This window comes from Pseudomonas sp. 1, assembly GCF_056626735.1.
On the sequence record NZ_JBWXMQ010000005.1, the window covers coordinates 24,134 to 41,049 of the forward strand.

The 16,916-nt window shown below is 61.3% G+C and carries 14 protein-coding genes; 5 read left to right on the top strand and 9 right to left on the bottom strand.

Annotated elements, in window-relative coordinates:
• Positions 1-23 precede the first annotated feature (23 nt).
• Together AC1MDC_RS09115 and AC1MDC_RS09120 are read left to right on the top strand one after the other, a co-directional pair.
• Entirely contained in the window at positions 24-1,157 is a 1,134-nt protein-coding gene (locus AC1MDC_RS09115) for a TIGR03364 family FAD-dependent oxidoreductase (RefSeq protein ID WP_480392880.1), read from the top strand.
• Positions 1,157-1,714, top strand: a complete 558-nt coding sequence (locus tag AC1MDC_RS09120) for a phosphonate degradation HD-domain oxygenase (RefSeq protein ID WP_234206119.1) — start codon at positions 1,157-1,159, stop codon at positions 1,712-1,714. The genes AC1MDC_RS09115 and AC1MDC_RS09120 overlap by 1 nt, the downstream gene beginning before the upstream one ends.
• 129 nt (positions 1,715-1,843) lie before the next feature.
• Here AC1MDC_RS09120 and AC1MDC_RS09125 read toward each other — a convergent pair whose 3' ends face one another.
• Both AC1MDC_RS09125 and AC1MDC_RS09130 read right to left on the bottom strand, forming a co-directional pair.
• Positions 1,844-3,220 (bottom strand): GTPase/DUF3482 domain-containing protein, encoded by a 1,377-nt coding sequence (locus AC1MDC_RS09125; protein ID WP_085697883.1) that lies wholly within the window; start codon positions 3,218-3,220, stop codon positions 1,844-1,846.
• Positions 3,213-4,586: a DUF2868 domain-containing protein gene (locus AC1MDC_RS09130; protein ID WP_480392881.1), complete on the bottom strand. Its 1,374-nt coding sequence runs from the start codon at positions 4,584-4,586 to the stop codon at positions 3,213-3,215. The genes AC1MDC_RS09125 and AC1MDC_RS09130 overlap by 8 nt, the downstream gene beginning before the upstream one ends.
• Positions 4,587-4,671: 85 nt before the next feature.
• Between AC1MDC_RS09130 and AC1MDC_RS09135 the strand changes: the two genes are divergently transcribed.
• Positions 4,672-5,184 (top strand): dihydrofolate reductase, encoded by a 513-nt coding sequence (locus AC1MDC_RS09135; RefSeq protein WP_085612000.1) that lies wholly within the window; start codon positions 4,672-4,674, stop codon positions 5,182-5,184.
• A gap of 142 nt (positions 5,185-5,326) precedes the next feature.
• On the opposite strand, the gene AC1MDC_RS09140 is transcribed toward AC1MDC_RS09135, so the two are convergent.
• Positions 5,327-6,718 (bottom strand): L-cystine transporter, encoded by a 1,392-nt coding sequence (locus tag AC1MDC_RS09140; RefSeq protein ID WP_064600151.1) that lies wholly within the window; start codon positions 6,716-6,718, stop codon positions 5,327-5,329.
• A gap of 240 nt (positions 6,719-6,958) precedes the next feature.
• Here AC1MDC_RS09140 and AC1MDC_RS09145 point away from each other — a divergent pair, with 240 nt between their 5' ends.
• Entirely contained in the window at positions 6,959-8,020 is a 1,062-nt protein-coding gene (locus tag AC1MDC_RS09145) for an HAD family hydrolase (protein WP_085702925.1), read from the top strand.
• A gap of 192 nt (positions 8,021-8,212) precedes the next feature.
• On the opposite strand, the gene ilvD is transcribed toward AC1MDC_RS09145, so the two are convergent.
• The 6 genes from ilvD to AC1MDC_RS09175 all read right to left on the bottom strand — a co-directional run bounded on the left by ilvD (position 8,213) and on the right by AC1MDC_RS09175 (position 15,851).
• The gene (ilvD, locus tag AC1MDC_RS09150; protein WP_064380052.1) at positions 8,213-10,054 is read right to left on the bottom strand and encodes a dihydroxy-acid dehydratase; all 1,842 of its coding nucleotides are present in this window, start codon (positions 10,052-10,054) and stop codon (positions 8,213-8,215) included.
• Between the two features lie 255 nt (positions 10,055-10,309).
• Positions 10,310-11,527, bottom strand: coding sequence for an MFS transporter (locus AC1MDC_RS09155; protein ID WP_480392882.1), 1,218 nt, complete (start codon positions 11,525-11,527; stop codon positions 10,310-10,312).
• Positions 11,520-12,476 (bottom strand): diiron oxygenase, encoded by a 957-nt coding sequence (locus AC1MDC_RS09160; RefSeq protein ID WP_085697877.1) that lies wholly within the window; start codon positions 12,474-12,476, stop codon positions 11,520-11,522. The genes AC1MDC_RS09155 and AC1MDC_RS09160 overlap by 8 nt, the downstream gene beginning before the upstream one ends.
• The gene (locus AC1MDC_RS09165; RefSeq protein WP_480392883.1) at positions 12,473-13,546 is read right to left on the bottom strand and encodes a SagB family peptide dehydrogenase; all 1,074 of its coding nucleotides are present in this window, start codon (positions 13,544-13,546) and stop codon (positions 12,473-12,475) included. Before AC1MDC_RS09165 ends, AC1MDC_RS09160 begins: the two co-directional genes overlap by 4 nt.
• A gap of 444 nt (positions 13,547-13,990) precedes the next feature.
• Positions 13,991-15,187 (bottom strand): class I SAM-dependent rRNA methyltransferase, encoded by a 1,197-nt coding sequence (locus AC1MDC_RS09170; protein WP_480392884.1) that lies wholly within the window; start codon positions 15,185-15,187, stop codon positions 13,991-13,993.
• A 124-nt stretch (positions 15,188-15,311) separates the two neighbouring features.
• Positions 15,312-15,851: a type 1 glutamine amidotransferase domain-containing protein gene (locus AC1MDC_RS09175; protein ID WP_085689565.1), complete on the bottom strand. Its 540-nt coding sequence runs from the start codon at positions 15,849-15,851 to the stop codon at positions 15,312-15,314.
• A gap of 227 nt (positions 15,852-16,078) precedes the next feature.
• Between AC1MDC_RS09175 and AC1MDC_RS09180 the strand changes: the two genes are divergently transcribed.
• A complete protein-coding gene (locus tag AC1MDC_RS09180; protein ID WP_176247728.1) occupies positions 16,079-16,891 on the top strand; it encodes an HDOD domain-containing protein in 813 nt (270 codons plus the stop codon).
• Positions 16,892-16,916 lie beyond the last annotated feature (25 nt).

Here is a 16,916-nt window from a genome sequence, read left to right on the forward strand (position 1 = left end):
CGAGAACGATCATTGGGGGCTGCATGACACACCACAAAGACTTGCTGATCGTCGGCGCCGGCATCCTGGGCCTGTCCCACGCTTACGCCGCCGCCCGGCGCGGTCTCAGGGTCACGGTTTTCGAGCGCACTGCCACGCCTCTCGGCGCCTCGGTACGCAACTTCGGCCAGGCGCTGGTCACCGGCCAGCCACCGGGCCCGATGCTGGAGCTGGCCAAGGCCAGCCGCGAAATCTGGGGCCAGTGGGCGCAGCTCGCCGGCCTCCAACTCAAGCGCAACGGCTCGTACCTGTTCGCCCGCACCGAGGCCGAAGAACACTTGCTCGAAGCCTTCTGCGCCGGGCGCGCCGTCGAGCACGACTACCGCGTCGAGCTGCTACGCGGTGCCGCGCTGCGCGATCTGTATGGCGGCCAGTTCAGCCATCACCGCGCCGCGCTGCACGGGATGGACGATCAACAACTGTATTCCCGGGAAGCAATTCCGGCGCTGATCCAATACCTGCGCCGCGAACTCAACGTCGGGTTTCACTTCTCGACGCTGGTGCGCGACGTCGAACCGGGACGCCTGCACAGTACGGCCGGCACCTTCACCGCCGAGCAGATCATCGTCTGCTCCGGCCATGATTATCAGACCTTGCTGGCCGAACCGATTGCCGCCCTCGACCCGCAAATCTGCCGCCTGCAAATGCTTCGCGTCCGGCCGCAAATCGACCTGAACTTGCAACATGCCTTGCTCACCGGCCTCAGCTGCGTGCACTACGGCGCCTTCGCTGACTTGCCGGAAGCGTCGGCGGTGCAGGCGCAAATCCTGCGCGAACAACCGCACTTGCAGGAAAACGGCATCCACCTTTTGATCAGCCCGACGCCCTATGGCGAGCTGATCATCGGCGATTCGCACCATTACGGCAGCGATCCGTCGCCGTTCAACGCCGAGCAGGTGGACAACTGGATGCTCGAACTGGCCGAGCAGACTCTCGGTTGCAAGGTGCAAGTGGTCGAGCGCTGGCAGGGTGTCTATGGTTCCCGGGGGCCGGGGCCGTTTTCGTTCCTGCGCCCGGCGCCGGGGCTGAGTGTGGCGCTGATGCACAGCGGCGTCGGTATGAGCGTCGGCCCGGCCATGGCCGAGCGCAATGTCGCACAGCTTTTGGGAGAGAACTGATGTTGAGTCACGAGCAAGTCATCGACCGGGTGTTCGGCCTCTATGAGCGCTTCGGCGCCAGCGACTACATCGGCGAACCGGTATCGCAGATCGAACACATGTCCCAGGCGGCGCAACTGGCCATCGCCGAAGGCTTCGACGACGAAGTGGTGCTCGCCGCGTTCTTCCACGACATCGGCCATTTGTGTGCCGAAGGTGCGGAGAACATGGGTGGTTACGGCGTGGTCAGCCACGAACGCCTCGGCGCGGATTATTTGCGCGAGGCCGGATTCAGCGAGCGCCTGGCGCGGCTGGTCGAGTATCACGTCCAGGCCAAGCGCTATCTGACGCTCAGGGAGTCGGGCTATTACGAGCGCTTGAGCGAAGCCAGTCGCCGCACCCTGGACTATCAGGGCGGGGTGATGACCGAGGCTGAAGCCGATGCGTTCGAGCAGGATCCGTTGTGTGCCGTCAGCCTGCGGATGCGCCGGTGGGATGAGCTGGCGAAGGAAATGGCCGTGCCGGTGATGGATCTGGGCGTGCTGAAGGGCAAGGCAGCGCGGTTGCTTGCTGTGTAAGTCTTTGGACCGGGCTGCTGCATTCGCGAGCTTGCTCGCTCTCACAAAGATCTTTGGTAAACACAGATCCTGTGAACGCTCAAAGTACCTGTGGGAGCGAGCTTGCTCGCGAAGACGGCGGATCAGGCACTACAGCTCTGTGGCCAAAGACTCAATCTCTTCCTGCCGCTCCGTCTGATTCAGCTTCGGATGCGGGTTCAGCGAAGACCACTGCGGATGCGCCCGCGCCTTGTTCAGCGCCTCCGGCAACTTGCCTTCGCGCCAGGTCTTGTCCTGCGGCGTTGCCACCTGAATGCTGTCCAGCGCCGCATGGCCTCGGGCGTTCAGCGCTTGCAGCAATTGCCGCTGACGCAGGGCCAACAGGCGCAGCACGTTATCGTCGACCGTCAGTTCTCGCTGGCCTTTGATCTTGCCGAGCAGGCGATTGCCATAGCTGCGGGCGGTTTGCAGGGCGCCACCGGCAATGGCACCGGCCAGAGCGGCAGCGCCGAGCGTAATGCCGCCGACCAGCAGATCCACACCCGCACCGGCTGCGGCACCGGCGGCGATTCCACCGCCGACCCGCACGCCGAGCTGCTTGAGGGTTTCCGGGTTGAACAGGTCATCGCCCCAGCGCCCGTCGAGCAACGGCAGATCACTCGCGGCGGCGTCCTGTGGGCGGAAGGCGTAGAGCTTGAGCAGCGCTTCGACGCAGCGTTGTTCGCGCTGACGCACGGCTTTGCGCAATTCGCTGATGGCTTGTTGTTCCTGTTCGGCGTTGCTCGCCACACTGCGTCGGCACGCGGCGCAGTCGATCAGCAATTCGGCAATCAGGCGTGCGGCGCTTTGCTCGCGGGCGAGGCGCTGGGCCTGTTGATCGGCGATCAGGCGTTCAAGTTGTGGGCGGGCGTTTTCCAGCAACAGGGCGAGGCTTTCATATAGCCGCCGCTCGCCATCCTCGGGCGGGGCGACGCTGTCGAAACGCACCAGCGCATGCAGGCCGAGACGCGCCAGTGCTTCGCGCCAGTCCGGCTCGCGGTGGTTGGCGCTGCTGACGAAATTCAGCACCGGCAGCAACGGCTTGCCGCAACTGGCCAGTACTTCCAGTTCGTCGCGGTATTTGGCCAGCACCGGTTCGCGGGCGTCGATCACGTACAGGCCGGCATCGGAGGCGAGCAGTTGCCGCAGCACTTTGGCTTCCTGTTCGAAACGCTGGCGCGCTTCGCTGCCGTCGAGAAACCGCGCCAATCGCGCCGGGCCGTCGAGGCGTTCACCGGGGCGTTCCAGGCGCTCGAGAAAATCCAGCAGGGCGATGGCGTCTTCCAGGCCCGGCGTGTCGTAGAGGTCGAGCAACGGCTCGCCATCCACCGACAGCCGCGCGCCTTCGACATGCCGCGTGGTGCTTGGGCGATGGGAGACTTCGCCGAAGCCGACATCGCGGGTCAGGGTGCGCAACAGTGAAGTCTTGCCGACGTTGGTGTGGCCGACTACCGCCAGTTTCAGCGGCGCTTTCCAGGCATCAGTCATGTCCGTGCTCCAGCCAGTTCAACGGGGCGCAATCGGCAAACGGCAGTTCGAGTTGTTGCAGAGCCACATGCCAGTCGCCGAGGCGTTCGGCGTCCAGTGCTTGTCCTTGCGGCGCCTGCATCAGCCAGACGCGGGTGGCGGCGGCATTGCGCGCCAACTCGGCAATCAGCGCCAGGCTGCCGCGATCCGGCGAACGCCTTGGGTCGCAGGCGATCGCCAGGCGCGCCGGCGGGAAGCGGCTGAGTTGTTCGAGCAGTTTGTTGCGCGATTCACGGCTGTCGAGGATGCCGGCGTTGCTGACGTTTTTCGGCAGCGTCGGCGGCCATGGGTGTTGATCATCGAGTTCGATGGCCACGAGTAACGCGCCATCGCTGGCGTGTTCGCCGACGGTGCTTTCGACGCGATGCAATTGCGCAGGCTCGGGATCGGTGATGCCGAGACGTTCGCTGGTCGGCATCAGGCGTTCGCGCAACTGGGCGTATCCGGGCAGGTTCAGGTCCAGACGCAGCGCAGCCTTGCCGCTGTTCCAACGCCAGAAGCAGAACAGCGCCAACAGCAGACGCGGCAGCACGCCGTACACCACCAGCACGCCGACCAGCCAGGTCGCCCAGGCCTGACGGGCGCTTTCGATGTTCAGCGCGGTGTCACCGCTGGCGCGGATCATTTCGACCGTGGGCACGTTAAAGCCCAGCAGCGCCGGCAAGGCGCCGAGGGCCTGAGTCATGTTGATGAACGTGTCGGCGCTGAGAATCGTGGTTTCCCAGACGAAGCCGTAGCGCCGGGTCGCCATCAGCGTCAGCAGCAAAACCAGCGCGCTGAGCATTGCCAGCAACCACAGGCCATTGACCAGCGTGCCGAGCGCCCAGCGATTGAGTTTCCGGCGCTGCAGCATCAGCAGCAGGGCCGGCGCCAGTTGCGCAGCCTTGGCGTCGCGGGCGAGTTTTTCACTGAGCCACAGCCACAAGCGGCCGAGAGTGGCGCCATGTTCGCCAGCGAAGATCAGCCCCAGCGCCCAGCTCAACAGCAGGATCAGGTTCAGCCCGAGCAGGCTGCCCAGCGCCCAGAACACATTGACCGGGGTCTGGCCCAGTGCGGCGAAGGCCAGGCCGGCGCCGCTCAGTACCGCGAAGATCGCCAACAACACCAGCGCCAGGCGCGCGCCTTGCAGCCAGTGCTTGAGCGCCGAGGTCAGGCCATCGCGCTCGGCCAGCCACAGGGCGCGGCGTTGAATGCGTCCGGGCAGATCGCCGCCGGCCGCGCGGGCCAGGCGATTGGCTTCCGGATCGTCCAGCGGGCCTGCGTGTTCTTCGCGCAGGCGCACGGTTTCGGTGAGCCAGAGGTTTTGCAGTGGAGTCAGTTCAGTCACGCGGCATCCCGTTGCTTGATTGAGCCGTGAGCATAACCGCTGTGGCGCTTATCGGGGTAAGCGCGGCTCTGGTATCCTCGCCGGCATGACTAAATCTCTCCCCCTCAGCCTGATCGCAGCCCTCGGTGAAAACCGCGTGATCGGCGTCGACAACAGCATGCCCTGGCACTTGCCGGGGGACTTCAAATACTTCAAGGCCACGACGCTCGGCAAGCCGATCATCATGGGTCGCAAGACCTGGGACTCCCTCGGTCGTCCATTGCCGGGCCGTTTGAACATCGTAGTCAGCCGTCAGCAGGATCTGGTGCTGGAAGGCGCCGAAGTCTATCCATCGCTGGAAGCGGCCGTGGTTCGCGCCGAAGCTTGGGCGAAAGAGCAGGGCGTCGATGAGTTGATGCTGATTGGCGGGGCGCAACTGTATGCGCAGGGACTGGCGCAGGCGGATCGTCTGTATCTGACCCGTGTGGCACTGAGCCCGGAAGGCGATGCGTGGTTTCCGGAGTTCGATCTGAACCAGTGGAAATTGGTGTCGAACGTGCCGAATCCGGCTGAAGGCGACAAACCGGCTTACAACTTCGAAGTCTGGGAAAAAGCCTGAATCTCGATCGTTCCCACGCTCCTGCGTGGGAATGCCTCTAGGGACGCTCCGCGTCCAGTGACGCAGAGCGTCACGGGCTGCATTCCCACGCGGAGCGTGGGAACGATCAGCGAGGGAGCACGCTCCCTCGCCACAACGTCAATCAAGCCTGAGCCAGTTCCGCATGCTCATCGGCATCCAGCAGGGCCTTGTCGGTCTGCTGCATCACCTGGCTGGTAATCGCACCGGCGGTGATCGAACCACTCACGTTCAGCGCCGTGCGACCCATGTCGATCAGCGGCTCGACCGAAATCAGCAACGCCACCAGCGAAACCGGCAAGCCCATGGCCGGCAGCACGATCAGCGCGGCGAAGGTCGCACCGCCCCCCACGCCCGCCACACCGGCCGAACTTAAGGTAACAATCGCCACCAGCGTCGCGATCCACAGCGGATCCAGCGGGTTGATGCCGACGGTTGGCGCAACCATCACCGCCAGCATCGCCGGGTACAGACCGGCGCAACCGTTCTGGCCGATGGTCGCGCCGAACGAAGCGGCGAAACTTGCCACCGATTGCGGAATGCCCAGACGACGGGTCTGCGCTTCGATGCTCAGTGGAATGCTCGCCGCGCTGGAGCGGCTGGTGAAGGCGAAGGTCAGCACCGGCCAGATCTTGCGGAAGAAACGCAGCGGGTTGATCCCGGCCGCCGACACCAGCAGGCCGTGCACCACAAACATCAGGCCCAGACCGAGGTACGACACCACCACGAAACTGCCGAGCTTGATGATGTCCTGCAGGTTGGAACCGGCAACCACTTTGGTCATCAGTGCCAGCACGCCGTACGGGGTCAGCTTCATGACCAGACGCACCAGGCGCATTACCCAGGCTTGCAGGGTGTCGATGGCGTTGATCACTTTCTGACCTTTCTCGACGTCATCCTTGAGCAGTTGCAGCGCGGCAACCCCCAGGAACGCAGCGAAAATCACCACGCTGATGATCGAGGTCGGCTTGGCCCGCGCCAGGTCGGCGAACGGGTTCTGCGGGATAAACGACAGCAGCAATTGCGGCACATTCAGGTCGGCGACCTTGCCGGCATAGTCGGTCTGAATGGTTTGCAGGCGGGCCATTTCCTGCGTCCCGGCGACCAGGCCTTCGGCGGTCAGGCCGAACAGGTTGGTCAGGCCGATGCCGATCAGCGCGGCAATCGCGGTGGTGAACAGCAGCGTGCCGATGGTCAGGAAGCTGATCTTGCCCAGCGACGAAGCGTTGTGCAGACGGGCCACGGCGCTGAGGATCGAGGCAAACACCAGCGGGATCACGATCATTTGCAGCAGTTGCACGTAACCGTTGCCGACCAGGTCGAACCAGCCGATCGAGGCTTTCAGCACCGGGTTGCCGGCACCGTAGATCGTGTGCAGCGCGACGCCGAATGCCACGCCCAGCACCAGCGCGAGCAGGACTTTTTTCGCCAGGCTCCACGTGGTGTGACGGGTTTGCGCCAGGCCGAAGAGCAGGGCAAGGAACACCAGCAAGTTGAGAATCAGGGGCAGATTCATGAGAACTCCAGAAAAGACTGTGCCAACAACCTTCCGGGGCTGTTGCGAACCGGCAAGCCTAACAGTTTGATTTCCAATGATTTAATACCGAAATCAAAGGTCGTCCGTCGGTTTTGGAATAAGCGGGTGTCGCTCACGGGGATGCAACTGGCGCGAAACGGACGCGGATGGTCGCTGACAGACGGGGACTGTCACATTTATTTGTTAGCGTCGATTTCTTTGACCCAGGGAGAAGCGCCAATGAAGTTTGCACCGAAATTTCTGGCTGTCGCACTGACTGTGGGAATGGGCCTGGTCACTCAGGCATTCGCCACCGACCTGAAACACTGGCCGGCGGATCAGGCCAAGGCACTGGACGCGATGATCGCCGCCAATGCCAACAAGGGTAACTACGCGGTGTTCGACATGGACAACACCAGTTACCGCTACGACCTCGAAGAGTCGTTGTTGCCGTTCATGGAAAACAAGGGCCTGATCACCCGCGACAAGCTCGACCCTTCCCTGAAACTGATGCCGTTCAAGGACACCGCCGACCACAAGGAAAGCCTGTTCAGCTACTACTACCGTCTCTGCGAAGTCGACGACATGGTTTGCTATCCATGGGTCGCGCAGGTGTTTTCCGGTTTCACCCTCAAGGAACTCAAGGGCTACGTCGATGAGTTGATGGCCTCAGGCAAACCGGTGCCGACGACCTATTACGAAGGTGATGTGGTCAAGAATCTGGATGTGAACCCGCCGAAGATCTTCACCGGCCAGAAAGAGCTGTACAACAAGTTGATGGAAAACGGCATCGAGGTCTACGTGATGACCGCCGCCTCCGAAGAACTGGTGCGCATGGTCGCGGCCGATCCGAAGTATGGCTACAACGTCAAACCGCAGAACGTGATCGGCGTGACCACGTTGCTGAAGAACCGCGAGACCGGCGAACTGACCACCGCGCGCAAGCAGATCACCGCCGGCAAGTATGACGAGAAGGCCAACCTCGGCCTCGAACTGACTCCGTACCTGTGGACCCCGGCGACCTGGATGGCCGGCAAGCACGCGGCGATCCTGACCTACATCGACGAGTGGAAAAAACCGGTCCTGGTGGGTGGCGACACGCCGACCAGCGACGGCTACATGCTGTTCCACGATGTGGACGTGGCCAAGGGCGGTATTCACCTGTGGATCAACCGCAAGGACAAGTACATGACCCAGCTCAACGGCATGATGGCCAAGCACGCAGCGGCCCAGGCGAAAGAAGGTTTGCCGGTGACGGCGGACAAGAACTGGGTGATCGTGAAGCCGGAAGAAATCCAGTAAACCTTTCTACGATGATCGTTCCCACGTCGAGGCGTCGAACCGTCCGCATGGGAATGCCTACGGGGACGCTCCGCGTCCAGTGACGCGGAGCGTCATGGGCTGCATTCCCACGCAGAGCGTGGGAACGATCAAACTGAAGGCAAAAAAATGCCCCGCACTTGGCGGGGCATTTTTATGCACGACGGTTAAGCATCACAGTCCGTCGAGCATCGCCTTGTTGCGCACCGCGCCTTTGTCGGCGCTGGTCGCCAGCAGGGCGTAGGCCTTGAGGGCCGTGGTCACTTTGCGTGGACGCTTCTCGACCGGTTTCCAGCCTTTCTTGTCCTGCTCGACCCGGCGTGCCGCCAGTTCTTCGTCGCTGATCAACAGGTTGATCGAGCGGTTTGGAATGTCGATCAGCACCTTGTCACCGTCCTGCACCAGACCGATCGCGCCGCCGGCCGCAGCTTCTGGCGAAGCGTGGCCGATGGACAGGCCGGAAGTACCGCCGGAGAAACGGCCGTCGGTCAGCAGGGCGCAGGCTTTGCCCAGGCCTTTGGATTTCAGGTACGAGGTCGGGTAGAGCATTTCCTGCATGCCTGGGCCGCCTTTCGGGCCTTCGTAGCGAATGATGACGATGTCGCCTTCCTTCACTTCGTCGGCGAGGATGCCGCGCACGGCGCTGTCCTGGCTTTCAAAAATCTTCGCGTTGCCTTCGAAGACGTGGATCGACTCATCGACGCCGGCGGTTTTCACCACGCAGCCATCCAGGGCGATGTTGCCGTACAGCACGGCCAGGCCGCCTTCTTTCGAATAGGCGTGTTCGAAGCTGCGGATGCAGCCGTTTTCACGGTCGTCGTCCAGGGTTTCCCAACGGGTCGACTGGCTGAACGCGGTTTGCGTCGGAATGCCGGCCGGGCCTGCCTTGAAGAAGTGGTGCACGGCTTCATCGTCGGTCTGGGTGATGTCCCACTTGGCGATGGCTTCTTCCATGCTGCGGCTGTGCACGGTCGGCAAGTCGGTGTGCAGCAGGCCGCCACGGGCCAGCGAACCGAGGATGCTGAAAATGCCGCCAGCGCGATGCACGTCTTCCATGTGGTACTTCTGGATGTTCGGTGCGACCTTGCACAGTTGCGGCACCTTGCGCGACAGACGATCGATGTCACGCAGGTCGAAGTCGATCTCGGCTTCCTGGGCGGCGGCCAGCAAGTGCAGGATGGTGTTGGTCGAACCGCCCATGGCGATGTCGAGCATCATCGCGTTCTCGAACGCCTTGAAGTTGGCAATGTTGCGCGGCAGAACCGATTCGTCGTTCTCGCCGTAGTAGCGTTTGCACAGTTCGACGATGGTGCGGCCGGCCTGCAGGAACAGCTGTTCGCGATCGCTGTGGGTGGCCAGGGTCGAACCGTTGCCCGGCAATGCAAGGCCCAGGGCTTCGGTCAGGCAGTTCATCGAGTTGGCGGTGAACATGCCGGAGCACGAACCGCAGGTCGGGCAGGCGCTGCGCTCGTACTCGGCAACCTTCTCGTCAGAAGCGCTGGAGTCGGCGGCGATCACCATGGCGTCGACAAGGTCGAGACCGTGGCTGGCCAGTTTGGTCTTGCCGGCTTCCATCGGACCGCCGGAGACGAAGATCACCGGTATGTTCAGGCGCAGCGCAGCCATCAGCATGCCCGGGGTGATCTTGTCGCAGTTCGAGATGCAGACGATGGCGTCGGCGCAGTGGGCGTTGACCATGTACTCGACGGAGTCGGCGATGATCTCGCGGCTCGGCAGCGAATAGAGCATGCCGTCGTGACCCATGGCGATGCCGTCGTCCACGGCGATGGTGTTGAATTCTTTCGCGACGCCGCCAGCGCGTTCGATCTCGCGAGCAACCAGCTGGCCCAGGTCCTTCAGGTGAACGTGGCCCGGTACGAACTGGGTGAAGGAGTTGGCAATGGCGATGATCGGCTTCTTGAAGTCGTCATCTTTCATCCCGGTGGCGCGCCACAGTGCGCGGGCGCCGGCCATGTTGCGGCCGTGGGTGGATGTTTTCGAGCGGTAATCTGGCATGGAGCACTCCGGGCGGCTAATCAGGTATCAAAAGGGAGTGAGCTTCTATTGACGTCTGGAACACTCAGAAATGGCCGTGTGTCCTGATGTTGCCGATGACGTTGCGGGATCGCCGCTGGTCTCAGCCTGAGCTCATAAACCCGCCGGGGATGAATGGCGATGAATCTCGCGATTCTACACCGCTGGCGTCAGGAGGGAATGGCGCAAAGCGTTGTTCCAGTGCTGACGAAGCGTTCGGGATGACGACCGGCAAGGTTAATCGCTGTCCGGTCGCCCCACGAGATCGTTGCGCCGACTGATCCGGACGTTCAATGCCAGTGCTACCCCGCTGAGTATCACGAAGCTGTAGCCGAGCGTGGATTGCAGGTTGGCCGGGCTCAGGCTGATCAAGGCACTGATCATGCCGCCGCAGATGAAAATGATCGTGCTGCCGGCCGAGGCCGAGGTGCCGGCGTTTTCCGGAAACAGGCTCATGGCCCGGGAAGTGGCCGCCGGCCGTGCAATGGTAGTGCCGGCGGTACAGATCAGCATCGGGATCAGCACGGTCGCCGGAGCCAGTGCAAAGCTTGATGACAGGTAAAGCATGCTCAGGCCCGCGGACAGGATCAGGCTCAGGCCGACGACCATCTGCTGGTCGCTGTTGAGGCGTCTGCTCAACAGGCTGGCGAGGATACCCCCGGTGACGTAAGCCGCACCGTAGATCAGCAGGATCAACGAAAATTCGTAAGCGGAAAGTTGCAGCCGATCCATGAAGATCAGCGGCGAGATCACGATGAATGAAAAGTGGCAGGCGAATGCAAACGCTGAAATCAGCCAGTAGCCGACGAAGTCGAAATCTCCCAGAACCCGTCGATAGGCCATGAGGAAGTTCGTACGTGTGTCACTGGCGGTCGGTCGGGTGTTTTCCAGAAGCAGCCAGGCCTTGAGCAGCACTGCGGCGGATAAGCCGATGAACACCCAGAAGCTGCCGCGCCAACCCAGTGTCGCCTGAAGAAAGGTGCCTGCCAGCGGCGATACCGAGATGAATATCCCGCCGGCGGTGACCATCAGGATCCGCAGGCGATCGCGTTCTTCGCCTTCGAACAGATCCTGCACCAGCGCCTGGGACAGCACGAAGCAACCGCACCCCAGCGCCTGCACCACCCGGAACGTCAGAAACAGCGAATAGTCCGAGGTCATCACGCACCCGAGGGCGCCGAGCATAGAAACGCTCATGCCGGCGAGCAGCAGGCCTTTGCGTCCGATCACATCCGACAGCGGCCCGATCAGCAACTGGGCGAAGGCGATACCGACGGCGAACAGGCTGATCGACAGGGCGATGTCTGCCGGGGTGCGGTGAAAGTGTTCGGCCAGTGCCGGGAACGAAGGCAGCAGGACATCCAGCGGAAAGACGCCGAGCAACACCATCGCCAGCAAAAGACTGACAGCTCCGCGCCGCTGACGTCCGGTCACCACAGATTGTCCGTCATCCATCGATCAGTCCCGCCCTGGCAAAAAGTGTCTGGTTTTGAGGTTCGGCGAAAAATCCGGCTTTCTTCAATGCGCTTATCGTGGCGAGGCTGCCGGAGCGTGCTCGCTGTCGAATGGCCTGCGCTGTAGTCATCGTGCCGAGAATGTCCATCACCGTGGTGTCGGCAATGCCCTCGCCACAGAGGCTTTCCTGCAGCCAGTGCTCATCCACTTCGAAGAAGATTTCCAGAATGTCGAGCAAGGTCGTTGCGGTGAACGTTCGCTGTCGCGGGTCCAGGTGCAACCAGAGGTAGTGGAACACTTCGGTGAAATAGCGGCTGTGGCGCGCTTCGTCGGTAAGGTGATCGCGCAACATATCGTTGACGCCGGACACCAGGCTGTCGCGGCAGACATCCAGCAGTTCACGGGCAATGATGGTTTCCGAGACGAAACCCAGAAGAAAGCGCGCCAGCGGCTGGTGCTCCTGCCCGGTGCGTGCGATCAGCAGGTTCATCCGGGTGATCCGTCCGGGCATGACCGGGCGCCCGGTGATGGCGTAGAGGCTGGCGATCTGCTCCGCCACCTGACTGGAAAACAGAGCGTGATAGCCCTCGTCGGTATAGAGCTGCAGTGCGGCGGTTTTCATCGGCGCCGGCACCGCGACCGGCAGTTCTTCGTGGACGATGGTTTCGACGGCGCGATTGACGATCCGGTGTTCGAGCAATGTGGTGTAGTCGAGAAAATGCACCAGATGTCGGGCCGTAAGCCGATGCAGCATCGAACGGCCCGCTGCCTTGATGGCCGGGTGGGCCAGGTAGGGCAGGAATGTCGGCGGAAACCAGTGCCGGGTCTCCAGTTGTTCCTGCACGTTGTCCGGCAAGCGGTAATCGTGAGGGCTGGTGCGGACCGAGGCGCGGGTGTTCCAGTCACTCAGGGTGAACTGGAAAACCGGTGCCGGGGCGAGGGCGTTCATGGTTGTGCCTCACGCAGCAGGTCGCGCATTTCCTGACACATCGCCTGACCGTCGCTTTCCCCGCAACCGACGAAAAACAAGGGTTGCTCCGCACTGTTCTCGAGTTGCAGCAACGTTTCGACCTGCTCATCGGAAAACGCGCCCGTGAGCCAGGTGTTCATGCCCAGGGCCGTGGCCACCAGTTGAAACGCCTGCGAAAGGTGCCCGGCTTCGACGAATGCCATTCGATAGGCACGCGAATGCGGGTATTTCCACCAGAGCCGGTCAAAACGGGCGGTGATGAACAGCCCCAATGGCAGGTTATTGATGAAGTGCTGGCCTCCCAGCAGATTGCCGGGCGCGGTATCGGGCAAAGGGTTGATGAAGCTCAGGGCATGTTCGGTGGGGCGGTAGGCATACACGCCGGGCGCCAGTCCGTCGACGTTCTGTACCAGCACGAACCCGGCGCAGGCATTGAGGCCGCCGCCGGAAGGGCTGCTGCGTCGCGCGCCAAGTCCATCGGCGATGCTGTCGTCGCGATCGGCGTCGCGTTCTCGCAGGTAACCAAGTGACAGATAAAGCAAGGTGCCGACATCGTCCAGCGACACGGCGGCGCCGGTGAAGGATCGGCAGGTCTTTCGCCGGGTCAGCGAATTCGACAGGCTGTCGTCATTCAATGCCAGCGGCTCGGGCAGGGCGATGAGTGCGTTCGGACCGATATCCACAGGCATGTCGTGTGGCGGTGGAGTGGCGAGCACGGTGTTGCAGTGTTCGAGGTATTGCCTGGACCATTCCTGAATATTTTGGGGAGTATGTTCGCAAGGAATATCCCGAGTCCCGATATGGTAGATCATGGACAGTTCATCCCAGCCCCAGGCAGGGGCGGAGATTTTTGAAGAAGTCAGTATTTCGGCATTTAATAGCTGTGTATCTATTATGTTGCTGCTGTCATATAAGTCGGGGTTGTGAATAAGTTGTGCCAGTCGTGAGGAATACTCAAGATCAAGTTCATGTTGAGTATGGTCTCTGTAATTCCAGACTATCTGGCCGGGAGTTCGCGGCAGTATGAATAAATAAGGGTTTATATGCATGTTGGGACACGCTGCTCTGGATAGTTGCTTTGTCAGAGGCGCTGGGTAGCCGGCTATACCCAGCGCCCACCTTATTTAACGGGCTTTAGGTGCGACCAGAAAAGCCAGGTTTGCGAGGGTGCGGGATTCCAGAGTGATTGCTTTCATGATTGAACTCCTTGTTCATTGTTACTTGGATTAGTTGGTGTCACCTCCGTGGTGACGACTTAATAATAGTTTGTAATGGATTAATCGCAAGCAAATATTAAGTAGGAATAATCCAGTAATTTTGTCGGAGTGATCTTTGGCTGGAACTGATTGTGTAAGTTAAATTTCAGCAAATAAAGTATTTGCGGAAATATCCTGCACGTTGGTAGGAATATAAATGTAGGAAAGCAAAATCAAAGACAAAAAGAAGGGGAGCCCGTGGGCTCCCCTCTCGATAGCGTCAATGCCGTGGATCTGTCAGCTGTTCGGCAGCAGGCGGCAGGTGATGCTCTTGATGTAGCGGGTTTCCGGGATGGCCGGGTGTACCGGATGATCCGGGCCCTGAGCGCCGCGCTCCAGCAGCTGGATGTTGCGGTCCAGGTGACGGGCGCTGGTCAGCAGGATGTTCTGCAGATCGTCTTCCGGCAGGTGCATCGAGCACGAAGCGCTGAACAGGATGCCGTCCTTGTTGAGCAGGCGCATGGCTTGCTCGTTCAGGCGACGGTAGGCGCCTTCACCGTTTTTCAGGTCTTTCTTGCGTTTGATGAACGCAGGCGGGTCGGCAACGATCACGTCAAAGCGCTCTTCGCCGGCCTTGAGTTCCTTCAGGGCTTCGAAGACGTCGCCTTCGATGCAGGTCATCTTGTCGGCGAAACCGTTCAGTGCGGCGTTGCGCTCAACGCCGTCGAGGGCGAAGCCCGATGCGTCGACGCAGAACACTTCGCTGGCGCCGAATGCGGCGGCTTGCACGCCCCAGCCACCGATGTAGCTGTACAGGTCCAGCACGCGCTTGCCCTTGGCGTAAGGGGCCAGGCGGGCGCGGTTCATGCGGTGATCGTAGAACCAGCCGGTTTTCTGACCTTGAACGACGGGTGCTTCGAATTTCACGCCGTTCTCTTCCAGTGCTACCCACTCCGGCACCACGCCGAAGACGGTTTCGGTGTAACGCTCGAGGCCTTCGGCATCGCGGGCAGCGGAGTCGTTCTTGAACAGGATGCCGCTTGGCTTGAGCACTTGGGTCAGCGCCGCGATCACGTCATCTTTATGGGCTTCCATGGTCGCCGAAGCGAGTTGCACCACGAGGATGTCGCCGAAACGGTCGACCACCAGACCCGGCAGCAGGTCGGAATCGCCGTAGACCAGACGATAGAACGGTTTGTCGAACAGGCGCTCGCGCAGCGACAGGGCCACGTTGAGGCGATGCACCAGCAGCGACTTGTCCAGCGCCAGCTTGATGTCGCGCGACAGCAGGCGGGCGCAGATCAGGTTGTTCGGGCTCATGGCAACGATGCCCAGCGGCTTGCCGCCGGCGGCTTCGAGGATCGCCTGGTCGCCGGCCTTGAAGCCGTGCAACGGGGTCGCGGCCACGTCGATTTCGTTGCTGTAGATCCACAAGTGACCGGCGCGCAGGCGACGGTCGGCGTTGGCTTTGAGGCGCAAGCTAGGCAGGGACATGACGTCGCTCCGGAAAAAAGAGCGGGAGTATACCGTGTTGCGCCTTATGCCGGGTTTGGCGTGCGATGAAACGCGGCGGGCCTCGTTACAAGCAGGCCCACCCCCGTGTCCACTCGCCTGTGCTCTATGCCGACAGCGCGTCAATCAGCGCTTTGCTGAATGCCGGAATATCGTCCGGTTGGCGGCTGCTGATCAGGTTGCCGTCTTTTACGACTTCCTGATCGACCCAGTTCACCCCCGCGTTGACCAGATCGTCCTTGACGGTCTTGTAGCTGGTCATGGTCTTGCCATTGACCAGCCCGGCCGAAATCAACAGCCAGCTGCCGTGACAGATCACCGCGATCGGTTTGCCGGCGGAGGCACCGGTCTTGACCAGATGTTGCGCGTCCTGGTCGATGCGGATGGTGTCAGAGTTCTGCACGCCGCCCGGGAGCACCACGGCGTCGTACTGATCGATGCTTGCGCCCTGGAAAGTCTGGTCGACCTTGAAATCGTCCGCAGGTTTATCGTGGTTCCAGCCTTTGACGCTGCCGGTTTCGGCAGAGAGGATGTCAACCTGCGCTCCAGCCTGCTCGAGTGCGTTTTTGGGACCGGTCAGTTCAACTTGCTCGAAACCATCGGTTACCAGAAAAGCGACGCGCTTGCTGCCGAGAGAATTTGCCATCGTTAAGCTCCTGAGTCTGTTGGGATTACAGCCCGGGACAGATCGAGAACTGTTCCGGGCACTACAGATTCCGAAGGCCGGGCAAAAGTGAAAGTTCCTGCGAATTGCCCACTGGTGTGTCGTGCGGCGGTTTTTAGAGGTTAGAATCGCCGCCTGTCCCAGAGTGTGTACTTATGTCCCAAGAGCTGACCACCGAACAGATTCAACAGTCCCTGCAAGGCATCAGCGTGCCCGCGCAGCCGCAGATCATGGTGGATCTGCAAATGGAGCAATACATGCCCGACCCGGACCTGGAGACGATCGCCAAGCTGATCTCCCAGGATCCCGGCCTTTCCGGCTCGCTGCTGAAAATCGTCAACTCGCCGTATTACGGCCTGAGCAACAAGATCACCTCGATCAAGCGCGCGGTGAACCTGCTGGGCAGCCGTTCGATCATCAATCTGATCAATGCCATGTCGATCAAGGGCGAGATGAACGACGACACCATCGTCACCCTGAACCGTTTCTGGGACACCGCCCAGGACGTGGCCATGACCTGCCTGACCCTGGCCAAGCGCGTCGGCACCGAGGCGAGCGACGAGGCTTACGCCTTGGGTCTGTTCCACGACTGCGGCGTGCCGCTGATGCTTCAGCGGTTCCCGGATTACATGACGACGCTCGAAAAGGCCTACGCCAACGCGAGTGCCGAGCGCCGGGTCGTGGATACCGAGAACGATGTCTACAACACCAATCACTCGGTGGTCGGTTATTACACCGCCAAGTCCTGGCGCCTGCCGGAACATGTCAGCGCGGCCATCGCCAACCACCACAATGCCCTGGCGATCTTCAGCGACGAGACCTCGCGCAACAGTCAGATGAAGAACCTGCTGGCGATCCTGAAGATGGCCGAGCACATCTGTGCGTCGTACCGGGTGCTGGGCAACCAGACCGAAGACTTCGAATGGCAGGCTGTCGGGCCGCTGGTGCTTGAGTACATCGGCCTCTCGGATTACGACTTCGAAACGTTGAAGCAGACGATCCGCGAACTTGGCGCGCACTGATTAGAGAAGCTGATGATTCGAGGAA